Annotated in this window: 13 protein-coding genes and 1 pseudogene; 7 read left to right on the plus strand and 7 right to left on the minus strand. The window is 61.2% G+C overall.

The window, feature by feature from the left end; all coding sequences use genetic code 11:
- The 6 genes and pseudogenes from ABIT12_RS08565 to ABIT12_RS08590 all read right to left on the minus strand — a co-directional run.
- Positions 1-211 (minus strand): annotated as a pseudogene (locus tag ABIT12_RS08565) (hypothetical protein); the annotation flags it as partial.
- Between the two features lie 72 nt (positions 212-283).
- A complete protein-coding gene (locus ABIT12_RS08570; protein WP_348042527.1) occupies positions 284-649 on the minus strand; it encodes a response regulator in 366 nt (121 codons plus the stop codon).
- Between the two features lie 110 nt (positions 650-759).
- Positions 760-1,992, minus strand: a complete 1,233-nt coding sequence (locus ABIT12_RS08575; RefSeq protein ID WP_348042528.1) for a Gfo/Idh/MocA family oxidoreductase — start codon at positions 1,990-1,992, stop codon at positions 760-762.
- A 79-nt stretch (positions 1,993-2,071) separates the two neighbouring features.
- Complete coding sequence (locus ABIT12_RS08580) at positions 2,072-2,896, minus strand: sugar phosphate isomerase/epimerase family protein (RefSeq protein ID WP_348042529.1); 825 nt, start codon at positions 2,894-2,896, stop codon at positions 2,072-2,074.
- Positions 2,893-4,062, minus strand: a complete 1,170-nt coding sequence (locus ABIT12_RS08585; protein ID WP_348042530.1) for a dihydrodipicolinate synthase family protein — start codon at positions 4,060-4,062, stop codon at positions 2,893-2,895. Before ABIT12_RS08585 ends, ABIT12_RS08580 begins: the two co-directional genes overlap by 4 nt.
- Position 4,063: 1 nt before the next feature.
- Positions 4,064-5,215 carry a Gfo/Idh/MocA family oxidoreductase gene (locus tag ABIT12_RS08590; protein ID WP_348042531.1) on the minus strand — a complete coding sequence of 384 codons (1,152 nt, stop codon included), beginning with the start codon at positions 5,213-5,215 and terminating at the stop codon, positions 4,064-4,066.
- A 228-nt stretch (positions 5,216-5,443) separates the two neighbouring features.
- Here ABIT12_RS08590 and ABIT12_RS08595 point away from each other — a divergent pair, with 228 nt between their 5' ends.
- From ABIT12_RS08595 to ABIT12_RS08625, 7 genes are all read left to right on the plus strand, one after another.
- Positions 5,444-6,139 (plus strand): TetR/AcrR family transcriptional regulator, encoded by a 696-nt coding sequence (locus ABIT12_RS08595; protein WP_348042532.1) that lies wholly within the window; start codon positions 5,444-5,446, stop codon positions 6,137-6,139.
- 237 nt (positions 6,140-6,376) lie between these two features.
- Positions 6,377-7,672, plus strand: a complete 1,296-nt coding sequence (locus tag ABIT12_RS08600; RefSeq protein WP_348042533.1) for an extracellular solute-binding protein — start codon at positions 6,377-6,379, stop codon at positions 7,670-7,672.
- 6 nt (positions 7,673-7,678) lie between these two features.
- Positions 7,679-8,629, plus strand: a complete 951-nt coding sequence (locus tag ABIT12_RS08605; RefSeq protein ID WP_348042534.1) for a sugar ABC transporter permease — start codon at positions 7,679-7,681, stop codon at positions 8,627-8,629.
- Between the two features lie 109 nt (positions 8,630-8,738).
- On the plus strand, positions 8,739-9,512 hold the full coding sequence (locus ABIT12_RS08610; RefSeq protein ID WP_348042598.1) for a carbohydrate ABC transporter permease: 774 nt from the start codon (positions 8,739-8,741) through the stop codon (positions 9,510-9,512).
- Between the two features lie 22 nt (positions 9,513-9,534).
- A complete protein-coding gene (locus ABIT12_RS08615; RefSeq protein WP_348042535.1) occupies positions 9,535-10,551 on the plus strand; it encodes a Gfo/Idh/MocA family oxidoreductase in 1,017 nt (338 codons plus the stop codon).
- Positions 10,548-11,630, plus strand: coding sequence for a Gfo/Idh/MocA family oxidoreductase (locus ABIT12_RS08620; protein WP_348042536.1), 1,083 nt, complete (start codon positions 10,548-10,550; stop codon positions 11,628-11,630). The genes ABIT12_RS08615 and ABIT12_RS08620 overlap by 4 nt, the downstream gene beginning before the upstream one ends.
- Before the next feature lie 10 nt (positions 11,631-11,640).
- A complete protein-coding gene (locus ABIT12_RS08625) occupies positions 11,641-12,726 on the plus strand; it encodes a sn-glycerol-3-phosphate ABC transporter ATP-binding protein UgpC (RefSeq protein WP_348042537.1) in 1,086 nt (361 codons plus the stop codon).
- 161 nt (positions 12,727-12,887) lie between these two features.
- Here the strand turns inward: ABIT12_RS08625 and ABIT12_RS08630 are convergent, their stop codons facing one another.
- Positions 12,888-14,417, minus strand: coding sequence for an aldehyde dehydrogenase family protein (locus ABIT12_RS08630; RefSeq protein ID WP_348042538.1), 1,530 nt, complete (start codon positions 14,415-14,417; stop codon positions 12,888-12,890).
- Positions 14,418-14,477 lie beyond the last annotated feature (60 nt).

A 14,477-nucleotide genomic window follows, 5' to 3' on the forward strand; every position in this document is an offset into this window, starting at 1 on the left:
CCTCGATATCGCGCCCTTCGGGCAGCTTGGCGACCACCGACAGCAAGCCGGTTTCCGGAAAGATCACCTGGGTAATGGTGGTGCCGGGGCGTTCGATTTCGTCTCGCTGCCGGTATTCGATGGGCACAAGATGGGCGTTGAGAAAACCGATGTCCTCGGCATTCAGCAGGGCAAGCAGCTTGTTGCGATGTTGATAGTCAGGCTCGATCACTCATAACTCGTTTGTTGACGGACCAGATTCGGCGCGGCCGATGCCGTGCCGTTCTCGCCTCAGTGTTTTAGGTCATCTTGCGCTTGCAAGGGCTTGTTCAAGAGCGGCCGAAAGTTGTTCGATCGAAAACGGCTTGGTCAGAATCGGGCTGTCCCGGCATTCTTCGGGCAGTTCCGCGGCAGTATGCCCGGTCGCCACAATCACCGCCGTACCATTGGTTCGGCATTGGGCAATCAGGTCGAGGCTATTGCCGCGACCCAATTCGAAATCGAGAATGGCCAGTCGCGGACGATGTTTGGCCAACGCATCTTGCGCCGCCGGCTCGGTATGCACAACTGCGGCCACGGTAAAGCCCATGTCCGTCAGCATGTCCTCGATCATCAGGGCAACGAGTGGCTCATCTTCAACGACGAGCACTTCGCCATTGCCAGCTTGCATTATGGTCTGCCTCTATCCGCACGGGGTCAAACTAGACTAAGCGGCCCGTGTAACAAGCCGCTGTCCGCTTTCGTACCAACATGAACCGAAATAAGGGAACCTGCAGGGCGCTAGCCGATGTCCCCCAGTTCGGCCACGCGCACCATCTCACCGGAACGCGCGCTTTTCAGGGCAGCCAATCCGGTCATCACGCTCATCGCGCCGGCCCGTGAGCCCGCCCTCTGGCCCAATACGTCCTCGGCCCCTCTAAAGATCATGTTTCGCATGATATCGTCGCCGCCGAAGTGGCCACCCGCCGCGTGTGGCACCTTGATCCGTTCGACCCCGCCAGCAAAGCTTTTGACCAGCAGGATTTCGTCATGGTCCGGCCGCTCCCACGGCTGCTTTTCGAACTGACGCATCTCCAGCCTTCCCCTGGTGCCGTTAAAGGCAATGTGGTGGCCTTCGATCGGCATATAGGTGTTGAGCGAATAGGAACACACCACGCCATTGGTGTAGCGGATATTGGCGGTCATCGTGTCGGGAATGTCGATATCGGCGCGGTAAACGCAGGCATCGCGCACATAGCCGTCCAGCTCCGAAGGGTCTTCATACAGCGCGTTGAGGAACGCATCCGCATCCAGATCGAGATAGAAATCGCAGCGGCTGGCAAATTCGCAGCCCTTGCAGCGTACTCCGCGGAATGGCCCCTTGGCGCCATAATTGCGCAACTCGCCAAATGCCGCCACGGTTTCTGGATCGGCTTCGGTGTACCAGTTGAGCAGGTCGAAATGGTGCGTCGCCTTGTGTACGAACAGAGAACCGGAATTTTCCACATAGGCATGCCAGCGGCGGAAATAATCGGCGCCATGATTGGTATCGAGATACCAATGAAAATCGATCGAGGTCAGCTCACCGATGGCGCCGGACTTCAGCAATTGCTTGAGTTTGTAGGCCGTCGGCGCGAACCGGTAGTTGAACGAAACGTCAACCCGCTTGCCGCTGCGCTTTTCCGCCTCGCGGATGCGCCGGATTTTGTCCACCGAGGTGGTCATCGGCTTTTCGGTAATCACGTCGCACCCGGCATCGAGCGCTGCCACGATGATATCATCGTGATTGCTGTCGCGGGTACACACGATCACCAGTTCGGGCCTCGCTTCCCGCAGCGTGGTGGCAATATCGGTATAGATCGGCACGTTCGAGCCGATCATGGCGCGCGCCCGCTCCGCCCGCAGCGGATTGGTGTCGCAGATCGCCACCAGATCAACCTTGTCGCGCCAGCCTTCCAAAAGGTTCTGGCCCCACATCGTGGTGCCGCGATTGCCCGTCCCGACCAGCGCAAATTTCCGCCGTTCGTCACTCATATCCGTCTCCCGCGCGGGATTTGCTCCCGCTGTCACCAGGCCCAGTCCAGGCGGTCCAATCCAGCCTGAGAGCCTGTCGTCAACACACCGTGCGGAAGCGCTGCAGGCAGGTCTCAACTACCTCGTCGCCCGGACGTTTCCACCAGTTTTCGGCCGAGAAGATCTCGACCTCCTGCGGGCCATGATAGCCCGCCTGCTCGATCAGGGCGCGGATCGCCTTCAGGTCGATCACCCCATCCCCCATCATGCCACGATCGAGCAGCAGATCGCGCGTCGGCACCAGCCAGTCGCAGATATGATGGGCAAAAATCCGGTTCATCCGCCCCGCCCGCGCAATCGCCTCGGGCAGCTTCGGATCCCACCAGACGTGATAGACGTCGATGGCAATGCCGACATTGGCACCCAGTTGCTCGGCCATATCGAGCGCCTGATCGATCGTGTTCACGCAGGCTCGATCCGCCGCATACATCGGGTGCAGGGGCTCGATGGCGAGCTTCACCCCCGAAGCCTCGGCATGGGGCAGCATGGCGGCAATGCCGTCCAGCACCATGCCCCGCGCCGCTGCGATATCCTTGCTCGAGCCCGGTAATCCGCCCACCACCAGCACCAGGCAATCGGCATTGAGCGCCGCTGCTTCGTCAATGGCCCGCAGGTTATCGTCAACGTTGCGCTGTCGCCCCTCGGTACTATCCGCCGGAAACATGCCGCCACGGCAAAGGCCCGTGACGCGCAGATTATTGGCCCGCACGATACTGACCGCTTCGCTCAGCCCGATTGCCGCTACCTGGTCGCGCCACGGCGAAATCGCTGTTACGCCATGGCGCAGGCAACCATCGACCGCTTGGGCGAAACCCCATTGCTGGCGCGTGGTGGCAAGATTGAGCGAGAGGATGTTGTCGGTCACCCCACCACCCCATGAACCGCCAGCACATGCTTCATCCGCGCGACCGCGAGGTCCGGGTCGCTCAGGGCCCGCGCCTTGTCGGCCAGCCGGAACAGCTCCGCCAGATGCTGCAGCGAGCGGGTGCTCTGCTGCCCGCCGATCATCGAAAAATGCTCCTGCAAGCCATTGAGGTAAGCGAGGAACACCACCCCAGTCTTGTAGAAGCGCGTCGGCGCCGAAAAGATATGACGGCTGAGCGGCACGGTAGGTTCGAGCAGGGCGAAGAACGCGCGATCATCGCCCGCGCCCAAGGCGGCGAGGCCCGTCGAAGCCACTGGCGCGATGGCATCGAAAATCCCCAGCAGCGCATCGGAATGCCCCTGCGCGTCGCCGGCGATCAGTTCGGCATAGTTGAAGTCGTCGCCGGTATACATTCGTACCGACTTCGGCAGCCGGCGCCGCATGGCGATCTCCTTCTCCTTGCTGAGCAGAGAAATCTTGATGCCGTCGATCTTGTCGGCATTGGCGGCAAGGACATCGAGGCACACATCCATTGCCGCATCGTGGTCAGCATGGCCCCAATACCCTGCCAGCGCCGGGTCGAACATTTCGCCCAGCCAATGGATGACGACAGGTTGCGAAACCCCGTTCAGGACCCGTTCGTAGACATGGCCAAAATCTGACGGCGACTTGGCCGCGAACGCCAGCGCCCGGCTTGCCATCAGGATAATCCGGCCCCCCTGCGCTTCGACAAATTCGCACTGTTCTTCATAGGCGCGGATAATATCGTTGATCGTTACATCCGGTCCGGGCACCAGATGGTCGGTGCCCGCGCCATAGGCAATCAGCACGTCGCTGCGGGTCTTGGCTTCGTTCTGCGCCCGGCGGATCAACTCCTGCGCGTCGGTCCAACCCAGCCCCGTGCCGCGCTGCGCCGTATCCATCGCCTCGGCCACGCCGAGCCCCAGGTCCCACAGCCGGTGACGGAAGGCCAGCGTCGTGTCCCAGTCGATCGCCGGGGTCAGCCATGGATCGTTTGGGGCCAGCGGATCGGCCACCACATGCGCGGCGGCGTAGGCGATGCGATTGAAATCGCTGGCCTTTCGCTTCACCAAGGGTAGCGGTGCGCCGCGCAGCCTATAGGCGGAGATACTGCGATCGGCATTGGGCAGGTTGATGCTGGGCATCTCAGAAATCCAGCACCGGCACATCCAGCCAGCGCCGCTCTTCCCAGCTCTTGAGACCAAGAATCGCCAGTTGCACGCCTTTGGCGCCGGCTTCCAGTCCATAGGGCCAGGGCGCGTCCTCGGCGAGGTGCTTGAGGAACATTTCCCACTGCGCCTTGAAGCCGTTCTGGGCCGGCCAGTTGTCCGGCACTTCTTCCCAGTCGGCAAAGAAATTCATCGCTTGCGGCTGGTCGGGGTTCCACACTGGCTTGGGCGTGTTGACGCGATGCTGGGTCCAGCACTTGTGTAGGCCCGCGACGGCCGAGCCGTGCGTGCCATCGACATGGAAAGTCACCAGGTCATCGCGGCGAACGCGGGTGGTCCAGCTTGAATTGATCTGGGCAATCACCCCGCCTTCCAGCTCAAAGGTGGCGTAGGCCGCATCATCGGTATCGGCCTGGAATGTCTGCCCTTTTTCATCGACGCGCTGCGGAATGTGGGTGGCGCCAAGGCAGGACACCGCCTTCACTTCGCCGAACAGGTTATCGAGCACGTAGCGCCAGTGGCACAGCATATCGAGGATGATGCCGCCGCCATCGCCCTTGCGGTAGTTCCAGCTTGGGCGTTGCGCCTTTTGCCAGTCGCCTTCGAACACCCAATAGCCGAACTCGCCGCGCACCGACAAAATCTTGCCGAAGAAGCCGCTGTCGGCCAGCATCTTGAGCTTGAGCAGGCCCGGCAGGAACAGCTTGTCCTGCACCACGCCATGCTTGAGCCCCGAGGCGCGGGCCTTTTTCGCCAAGGCAACGGCCACATCGAGATCATCCGAAATCGGCTTTTCGCAATAGACGTGCTTGCCGGCGTCGAGTGCTTTTTCCAGCAGCGAAGCGCGCATCAGCGTGGTGCCGGCATCGAAAAACACCGTGTCATCATGGTTGGCCAAGGCGGCGTCGATGTCGGAAGACCAGCGGGCGATATCGTGTTTTCTGGCTAGCGCTTCGATTTTTTCGGCATCGCGCCCGACGATGATCGGGTCGATCACCAGCTTGTCCCCATTACCCAACACCACGCCGCCCTGGTCGCGGATGGCCAGGATCGAGCGCACCAGATGCTGGTTGTAGCCCATGCGCCCGGTTACCCCGTGCATGATCAGCCCTAGCCGCCGTTCCGCCATCGTCAACTCCTCCGCAGACGCAATATTGTAACTATCTGGTTACTTGGATATACTCGCCAAACCACCAGCGTCAAGGCCCGGGCGTTCGCTCGTGCCGGGGTGCTGCGGTAACCCGCGTTGGCGATTGGTCTTTTCCGATCCCGACCGACGCTGGTGCTGCGGGCGGGGATTGCCGCTTTTGCGCAAGGATTGTAAGCGATGGGTCGACCGGGGGGATAAAGCGCGGCCATGGATAGCGAAGACATCGCCAAGCGAACCCCTAAGGCCGGCAGCGCGGCTGCGCGGAAGGCCGCCATTGCCCGGCCGCGCGATCCCGAACGCACCAAGGCGGCCATTCTCAAGGCTGCCCGCGACGAATTTTGCGAACAGGGGTTCAACGGCGCCCGGGTCGATGCGATTGCCGAGCGCGCCCGCGCCAACAAGCGGCTGCTCTATCACTATTGGGGCAACAAGGAGGCCCTGTATCTGGCGGTTTTGCTGGATGCCTACCGTGAAATCCGCTCGGGCGAGCGCGAATTGCGCATCTCGCAATATGATCCGGTCGAGGGCGTCGATCGCATCATCCGCTTCACCTTCCGCCACTTCCTGGCCAATCCCTGGTTTCCCCGCCTGCTGTCGGTCGAAAACCTGCAAAACGCCAAGTTTGTCAAACAGATAGAAAACCTGGACGAGATTCGCTCGCCCATCGTTGGCGAACTCAAGGAACTCATCCGGCGCGGCGGCGCCTCAGGCGTGTTCCGCGTCGATGTCGATCCGATGCAGCTCTACATCTCGATCATTTCGCTCTGCTACTTCTATGTGTCCAACATGCAGACCCTGTCGGTGGTGTTCGGGCAGGATCTGAGCCAGTTCTCGATGATTCAGGATCGCGAAGCCCAGGCCGTGCAGATGGTTCTGGACTATCTGCGCACCCGTCGCGCCTGAGCAAAAGCCGTTACCATCGCGTTAGCATCCGCCCGGTTTCGGGCACCCATTCGTTAACGCTGGCGGCTCCCCGCAACCCATTTCGGTGCCACAATCTTCCATTCAAGATTGATTCAGCGGCTTGACAGTGCCATGCTGCTATCCATAGGTTGTAACTAACTGGTTATTTAGCGCTGGAGGGCGCTGAAGCCAAAGGGCGAGGAACAATCCCGCCGCCACACTCTGGGAGGACACGCAATGACCCATCTCGATCGCCGTCAGTTTCTGCTCGGCACCACCGCCCTGTTCGCCGTCGGCGCCATTGGCATCAATCCGGTCATGTCGGCCGAAACCCGCATGCGCCTGATCTTCTGGGGCGGCCAGGCCCGCGCCGACCGCACCTATGGCGTCACGGATCTCTACACCAAGGCCAATCCGGGCGTGACCTTCGACGGCGAATTCATGGCCTTCCAGGATTACTGGCCAAAGCTGGCCACCCAGACGGCCGGCGGCAATTCGCCTGACGTGATCCAGATGGATTATCGCTACATCGTTGAATACGCCAATCGCAACGCCATCGCGCCGCTCGACGAATTTGTCGGCAAGCATCTCATGCTGGACGATTTCGATGCTGACCAGCTCGACGGCGGCAAGGTTGGCGGCAAGCTGTATGGCATCAGCCTGGGCGCCAATTCCGTCGCCATGATCGTCAACAAGGCGGCCTTTGAGGAAGCTGGCGTGCCGGTTCCTGATGCCAATACCAGCTATGAAGACCTGCCCAAACTGGCCGAGGCCTGGAAGGCGGGCAACAAGCGTGCCGGCATGGCGCTATGGCAGGATGGCAGCGGCACCGAGCCGGGCCTTGAAAACTGGCTGCGCCAGCGCGGCAAGGCACTCTACACCGCCGAAGGCAAAGCCGGCTTTGAAGCCCAGGACATCACCGACTGGTTCCAGATGTGGAATGACCTGCGCGATGCCGGCGTCACCGTTTCGCCCGACGATCAGGCGCTCGATGCGACCGACGCCATCGAAAATACCATGGTCACGCTGGGCAAGGCAGCAGTCACTTATGCCAACTCCAACCAGCTGATCGCTTTCCAGGCGGTCAACAAGGACCCGCTGACCATGACCAACTACCCGCGCGCCAAGGCTGGCAGCATGGGCGGGCATTATCGCAAGCCATCGATGTTCTTCTCGCTGGGCGCTTCGTCGACCCAGAAGGAAGAGGGCGCCAAGTTCATCAATTTCTTCATCACCGATCCCGAAGGCGCCAAAATCCTCGGCGTCGAACGCGGCATTCCATGCAAGTCCTCGACCCGCGATGCTATCGCGTCGACGCTGGATGCGCAGAGCCAGATCGCGCTGAACTTCGTGTCCAATCTTGGCGATCTGCTCGGCAAGCTGCCACCGTCGCCTCCGGCCAATGCCGGTGAAGTTTCGGTGGCGTTCAAGACCAAGAGCCAGGAAGTGGCTTTCGGCCAGCAGTCCCCGGCCGATGCCGGCCCGGCATTTTATCAGCAGGCGGTGGAAATCCTCGCCCGCGCCAAGAAGTAAGCTGCAATGACCGCGCGCTCCTCTGTCGCCAGTTCTGGCACTCCATTGGAGCGCGCGGCTTCTCCCTCGGTCTGGTCGCGGCTGTGGAACCGCAATGCCGGCGGCTACCTGTTCCTGCTCCCATGGTTCATCGGCTTTTTCGGGCTGACTTTGGGCCCGATCATTTCCTCGCTTTATCTCAGCTTCACCAATTTCGACCTGCTGACGCCGCCCGACTGGGTTGGGCCGGCCAATTATGTGCGCATCTTCACGGCTGATCCGAAATTTGTGCAATCGATGAAGGTGACGTTCCTGTTCGTCTTGTTCTCGGTGCCGCTCAAGCTGGCCTTTGCCATGGCGGTGGCGCTGCTGCTCAATCGCGGCATGCGCGGACTGCCGCTGTATCGCGCGGTGTTCTACCTACCGTCGCTGTTGGGTGCGAGCGTGGCTATCGCCGTGCTCTGGCGCCAGCTGTTTGCCGGCAGCGGTATCGTCAACCAGTTCCTCGCCAATTTTGGCATCGAAGGGCCAAGCTGGATTTCCAACCCGCGCTATTCGCTGTGGACGCTGATCGTCCTGGCGGTCTGGCAGTTCGGCTCGCCGATGATCATTTTCCTCGCCGGCCTGCGGCAGATCCCGCAGGACGTTTATGAAGCCGCCAGTCTCGAGGGTGCCAACAAGTGGCGCATTTTCTGGAAGATCACGCTGCCGCTGCTGACCCCGGTGGTGTTTTTCAACGCCATCATCCAGACCATCGAAGGCTTCAAGAGCTTTACCCCCGCCTTCATCATTTCGGGCGGTACCGGCAATCCGATCAATTCGACGCTGTTCTATACGCTCTACCTGTATCAGGAGGCGTTCAGCTTCTTCCGCATGGGCTATGCCTCGGCTCTGGCCTGGGTGTTGCTGGCGGTAGTGGCGCTGTTCACCGGCTTCTCGTTCCTCACCTCGAAATATTGGGTGCATTATGACGAGTGAAGCGCCCCGCCTGACTGTCGTTACCGGTGTCGATACCAATGCTTCCCGCTGGACCAGGCGCGCCCTGTCGCTGCTGGCGCATGCGGCGCTGATCGGCGCTTCGATCCTGATGCTTTATCCGCTGCTGTGGATGCTTTCGGCCTCGTTCCGCCCGGAAAACGAGATTTTTACCGCCACCTCGCTGTGGCCGTCGAGCTGGAGTTTCGATAGCTATGTGCGCGGCTGGTCGGGCCTGCGCACCAGCTTCGGCACGTTCTTCCTCAACTCGTTCATCCTGGCCATCCTGGCGATTATCGGCAATCTGATGACCTGCTCGCTGGCGGCCTTTGCCTTTGCGCGGCTGGATTTCTGGGGCAAGCCATTCTGGTTCGCCATGATGCTGGGCACGCTGATGCTGCCCTATCAGGTCACGCTGATCCCCCAATATGTGCTGTTTCATAACCTCGGCTGGGTGAACACCTTCCTGCCGCTGGTGGTGCCAAAATTCCTTGCCGCCGACTCGTTCTTCATCTTCCTGATGGTGCAGTTCTTCCGCGGCATCCCCAAGGAGCTGGACGAGGCCGCCCAGATGGATGGCTGTTCGCCCTGGCGCATTTACTGGAAAGTCCTGCTGCCGCTGTCGACGCCGGTTCTGGCCACCGCAGGCGTGTTCACCTTCATCTGGACCTGGGACGATTTCTTCGGGCCGCTGATTTATCTCAGCGATATCCGCACCTACACGGTGATGCTGGGCCTGCGCACCTTTGTCGACAGCAGCGCCCAATCGGACTGGGGCGGGCTGTTTGCCATGTCCATCCTGTCGCTGCTGCCGATCTTTGTGTTCTTCCTGTTCTTCCAGCGGCTGCTGATCGAAGGCATTGCCACTACCGGCATGAAGCGTTGACCTTTTATTCCCGAGTTATCCCATGAGCATCAAATTCGCCGCCATCGGCATCAATCACGGCCACATCTATGGGCAGGTCGATAGCCTGCTGCGCGCCGGTGGGCAGTTGGTCGCCTTCCACGCCATCGAAGACGATCTGGCCCACGCCTTTGCCGCCAAATATCCGCAGGCGCAGCGCGTCGAAAAACCCGAAGTTATCCTTGAGGATGGCTCGATCGCCATGGTGCTGACCTCGGCGATTCCCGGCGATCGCGCCGCGATATCGCTGGCGGCCATGCGCCATGGCAAGGATGTGATGAGCGACAAGCCGGGCATGATTTCCTTTGCTGAACTCGATGAAATCAAGCGCGTGCAGCAGGAAACCCGGCGCATCTTTTCGGTCTGCTATTCTGAGCATTTCGAAACCCACGCTACGGTGAAGGCGGGCGAACTGGTGCGCTCTGGCGCTATTGGCGAGGTGGTCAACACGGTGGGCCTCGGCCCCCATTCGATCCGCAACAACCAGCGTCCCGACTGGTTTTATACCCGCGCCCGCTATGGCGGCATCCTGGCCGATATCGCCAGCCATCAGGTCGAACAGTTCCTGTTCTTTTCCGATACGCTGGATGCCGAAGTGGTTTCGGCCACCGTGTCCAATCGTGGCAATCCGGCCAAGCCGGGCCTGCAGGATATCGGCGATATTCACCTGCGTTCAACCCGCACTACGGGCTATATCCGCGTCGACTGGTTTACGCCCGAAGGCCTGCCGACCTGGGGTGATGGCCGCCTGACCATTCTGGGCACCGAAGGCTATATCGAGCTGCGCAAATATATCGACATCGCCGGTCGCCCGGGGACCGATCACCTGTTCCTGGTCGACAAAAAGGGCGTGCAGCACATCGACTGTTCTGCCGTCGAGCTGCCCTATGGTCGCCAACTGATCGAGGACGTGCGCAACCGCACCGAAACGGCGATGAGCCAGGCCCATTGCTACAAGGCGATGGAGCTGGCCCTGACCGCCCAGCAATTGGCCGAGCGGGGAACGGAGTGGCAGTCATGAGCCGGATTTATAACGTCGCCGTCGTCGGTGGCGGCATTGGCCGCAGCCATATCGTTGAGGGCTATCTGCCCAATGCCGACAAGTTCAGGGTTGCCGCCATCTGCGACCTCAACCCCGAACGGCTCAAGTCGCTGGGCGATGATTTCGGCATCGACAAGCGCGTCACCGATTTCAATGAATTGCTGAACGATCCCGACATCGACATCATCGATATCTGCACGCCGCCGATGGTGCACTATCCCCAGATCATGGCCGCGCTCAAGGCCGGCAAGCACGTCATCTGCGAAAAGCCGCTGGTCGGCTCGCTGGCGCAGATGGACGAAATCGAGGCCGTCGAAAAGACTGCCAAGGGAATGCTGATGCCGATCTTTCAGTATCGCTATGGCGATGGCATCGAGCAGGTCAAAAAGATCATCGACTCGGGGCTGGCGGGCAGGCCCTATGTGGCGACTGCCGAAACCTTCTGGAAGCGTGGCCCGGACTATTACGACGTGCCGTGGCGCGGCAAATGGGCCACCGAGCTGGGTGGGGTCCTGATGACCCACGCCATCCATATCCACGATATCGTCACCTATCTGATGGGGCCGATCACCGGCCTGTTCGGGCGCGTTGCCACTCGCGTCAACCAGATCGAGGTCGAAGACTGCATTTCCGCATCCTGCGTGCTGGAAAGCGGCGCGCTGGCATCGCTGACCGCTACCCTGGGCAATCAGGACGAAATCAGCCGCATCCGGCTGGCCTTTGAAAACGTGGCCTTCGAGAGCGATCATGAAGCCTATTCGCCCGGCGCCAAGCCATGGAAGATCATCCCGGCCAATCCCGGCATTGCCACCCGCATCGATACGCTGCTGGCCGGCTGGAGCCATGTGCCGCCGCGCTTCCAGACCCAGGTCAGCCGGTTCTATGATGCGCTGCAAGGCAATGCGGCCTTGCCGGTGACTTCGGCCGATTCGCGTCGGGCGCTGGAAATCGTCACCGCGTTTTATCACTCGTCGGAAACCCATACCGAAGTCACAATGCCGATCGGCAAGGACCATCCGAAATACCAGAGCTGGGTTCCAGCCGCGTTCCGCAGCTAGGGAGAAGCCGATGACCACCCGCGTCGAACTAAAAAAAGTGGTGAAGGCCTATGGCGATCTCGAGGTTGTCCACGGCATCGATCTCGCCATCGAGCCGGGTGAATTCGTGGTCTTTGTCGGCCCTTCCGGCTGCGGCAAATCCACCCTGCTGCGCATGATTGCCGGACTGGAGCCGATTACCGGCGGCGACCTGCTGATCGATGGCGTGCGCATGAACGATATTCCCCCCGCCAAGCGCGGCATCGCCATGGTGTTCCAGTCCTACGCACTTTATCCGCACATGTCGGTTTACAAGAACCTGGCCTTCGGACTGGAAACCGCTGGCCTGTCGCGCGCCGAAATCGAGCCGCGCGTTCGCCGCGCCGCTGAAATCCTGCAGATCGTCCCGCTGCTGCAGCGCAAGCCCAAGCAGCTCTCCGGCGGCCAGCGCCAGCGCGTTGCTATCGGCCGGGCCATCGTGCGTGAACCCAAGCTGTTCCTGTTCGACGAACCGCTGAGCAATCTCGATGCCGAACTGCGCGTGCAGATGCGCGTCGAAATCGCCAAGCTGCACAATGACCTGGGCAATACCATGGTCTATGTCACCCATGATCAGGTGGAGGCCATGACCATGGCCGACAAGATCGTGGTCCTCAGCGCCGGCAATATCGAACAGGTTGGCGCGCCGCTCGAACTCTATAACAACCCGCGCAACAAGTTCGTCGCCGGCTTCATCGGCTCACCCAAGATGAATTTCCTGTCGGCCCGGCAAAGCCTTGAAGCCGACAAAACCGGCAGCGCCACGCTGCGTGCCGGTGGCCACGACATCATCCTGCCGCGCCCGATCAATGCCGGGTCGGTTGAAGCGCTGACCTTCGGCGTCCGCCCCGAGCACATCACCATTAGCGACAATTCCGGCGTCAAGCTGGGCGAGGTGCGCGTCGATCTGGTCGAACAGCTCGGCGGCGCGACGATGCTCTACACCACCCTGGCAGACGGGCAGACCCTGTCCATCTCGCTCGAAGGCCAGCGGCAAGTGGCGCTCGGCTCCATGGTCACCGCCTATGTCGATCCGGCCCGCTGCCATGTGTTCAACGAGGCCGGGGTGGCGATTTAACACCGGGCCACCCTCTCCCCTTGAGGGAGAGGGACAGAAATTCTGCGTCCAGCGGAATTTCAGGGTGAGGGGTCCTGCGCTCGCCCATGCTCGGAATCCAGAAAGAAACCCCTCATCCGCCCTGCTTCCCTTCTCCCTCAAGGGGAGAAGGGAAGCAGGGTTCACGCAAACCATCGCGGCGCGCTGCCCAAGGTCATATGCAGGCTCTTGAACTGGCAATATTCGTCAAAGCCGTATTTGCCCAACTCCCGGCCTAGCCCGGAGCGCTTGTAGCCGCCGATCGGCATTTCCGGGGTGCCATCGATCACCGAATTGATCCAGCACCGCCCGGCGCGAATGCGCCTCGTGGTCTGGATGGCGCGCTCCAGATCGCGTGACCAGACACTGGCCGACAGCCCGAAATCGGTGCCGTTGGCCAAAGCCACGGCCTGATCGGCAGTATCGAAACCCAGCACCGACAGCACCGGCCCGAAGATTTCCTCCTGCGCGATCGACATGTCCGGGTTCACCCGGCCAAACACTGTCGGCGAATGGTAAAACCCCAGATCCTGGGCGATGGCGCCGCCGCCAAGCAAGACCTCGGCGCCTTCGTCCATGCCCTTTTGCACGTGCCCGGCAACCTTGTCGCAATGCGCCGCCGAAATCATTGGCCCAAACCGCGTCGCCTCATTGAGCGGATCACCAAATTTGACCCGTCGCGAAATCTCCAGCAGCCGCGCCAGCAGCGCGTCGCGGATGCCGTTCTGCACGATCAATCGGCTGCCAGAGATGCAGCACTGGCCACCATTGTGATAGACGCCATACGCAATGCCATCCGCCGCCGCGTCGAGATCGGCATCGTCAAACACCACCTGCGGCCCCTTGCCGCCCAGCTCGAGGCCAACGCGCTTGACGGTTCGGGCGGCGATCTCGGCAAGCCTGGTTCCAACCCGCACCGAGCCGGTAAAGGCCACCATGTCGACGCGATCGTCCTCCGCCAGCACCTGTCCGGCGACGGGGCCGTAGCCGGTCACGACATTGAACACGCCGGGCGGAATGCCCGCTTCCATCGCCAGTTCAGCCATGCGGATCGTGGTGCCCGAGGTAAATTCGCTCGGCTTGACCACCACGGTGCAACCCGCGCCAATCGCCCACGGCACCCGTTCCGAAGCGATGATGAACGGGAAATTCCATGGCGTGATGATCCCCACCACCCCCACCGGTTCCCGCAACACCAGTCCGAGCCGGTTCTCGCCGATGGCATTGTGGGTATCGCCGGTCAGCCCCTGCGCCTGCCCGGCCGCATAACGCCAAAGCTCGGCACAAAAGCCGATCTCGCCGCGCGCCTGTGCAATCGGCTTGCCCACTTCAAGGCACTCGATCAGTGCCAACTCGTCCACGTTGCGCAGGATCAGTTCGGCTACCCTGTGCATCAGCGCCGAGCGCTCGCCACCGCTCATGCGTGGCCATGGACCGTGATCGAACGCGGTGCGCGCCGCAGCAATGGCTGATTTCACGTCATCGGACGAGGCCGCAGGCCAGGCGCCAACCTCCTTGCCCAGATGCCCCGGGCTGGTCCGTACCACCACGTCCCCAGACGCCGCATCGCGCGATTGTCCATCGATCACCATCCGATAGTCGCGGCGTTTCAGGCGCGGATCGGCCAGGTTCGGCGGCAGGAAATTGCTTTGGAACGGCGTAAGTTGGTTCATATGTCGCGGTGGAAAACCTCCACCCTCCTCAGTCGAGCAGCGCTTTTGAGTGTTGCGTGT

The organism is Devosia sp. (assembly GCF_039927955.1).
Taxonomy (GTDB): Bacteria; Pseudomonadota; Alphaproteobacteria; order Rhizobiales; family Devosiaceae; genus Devosia.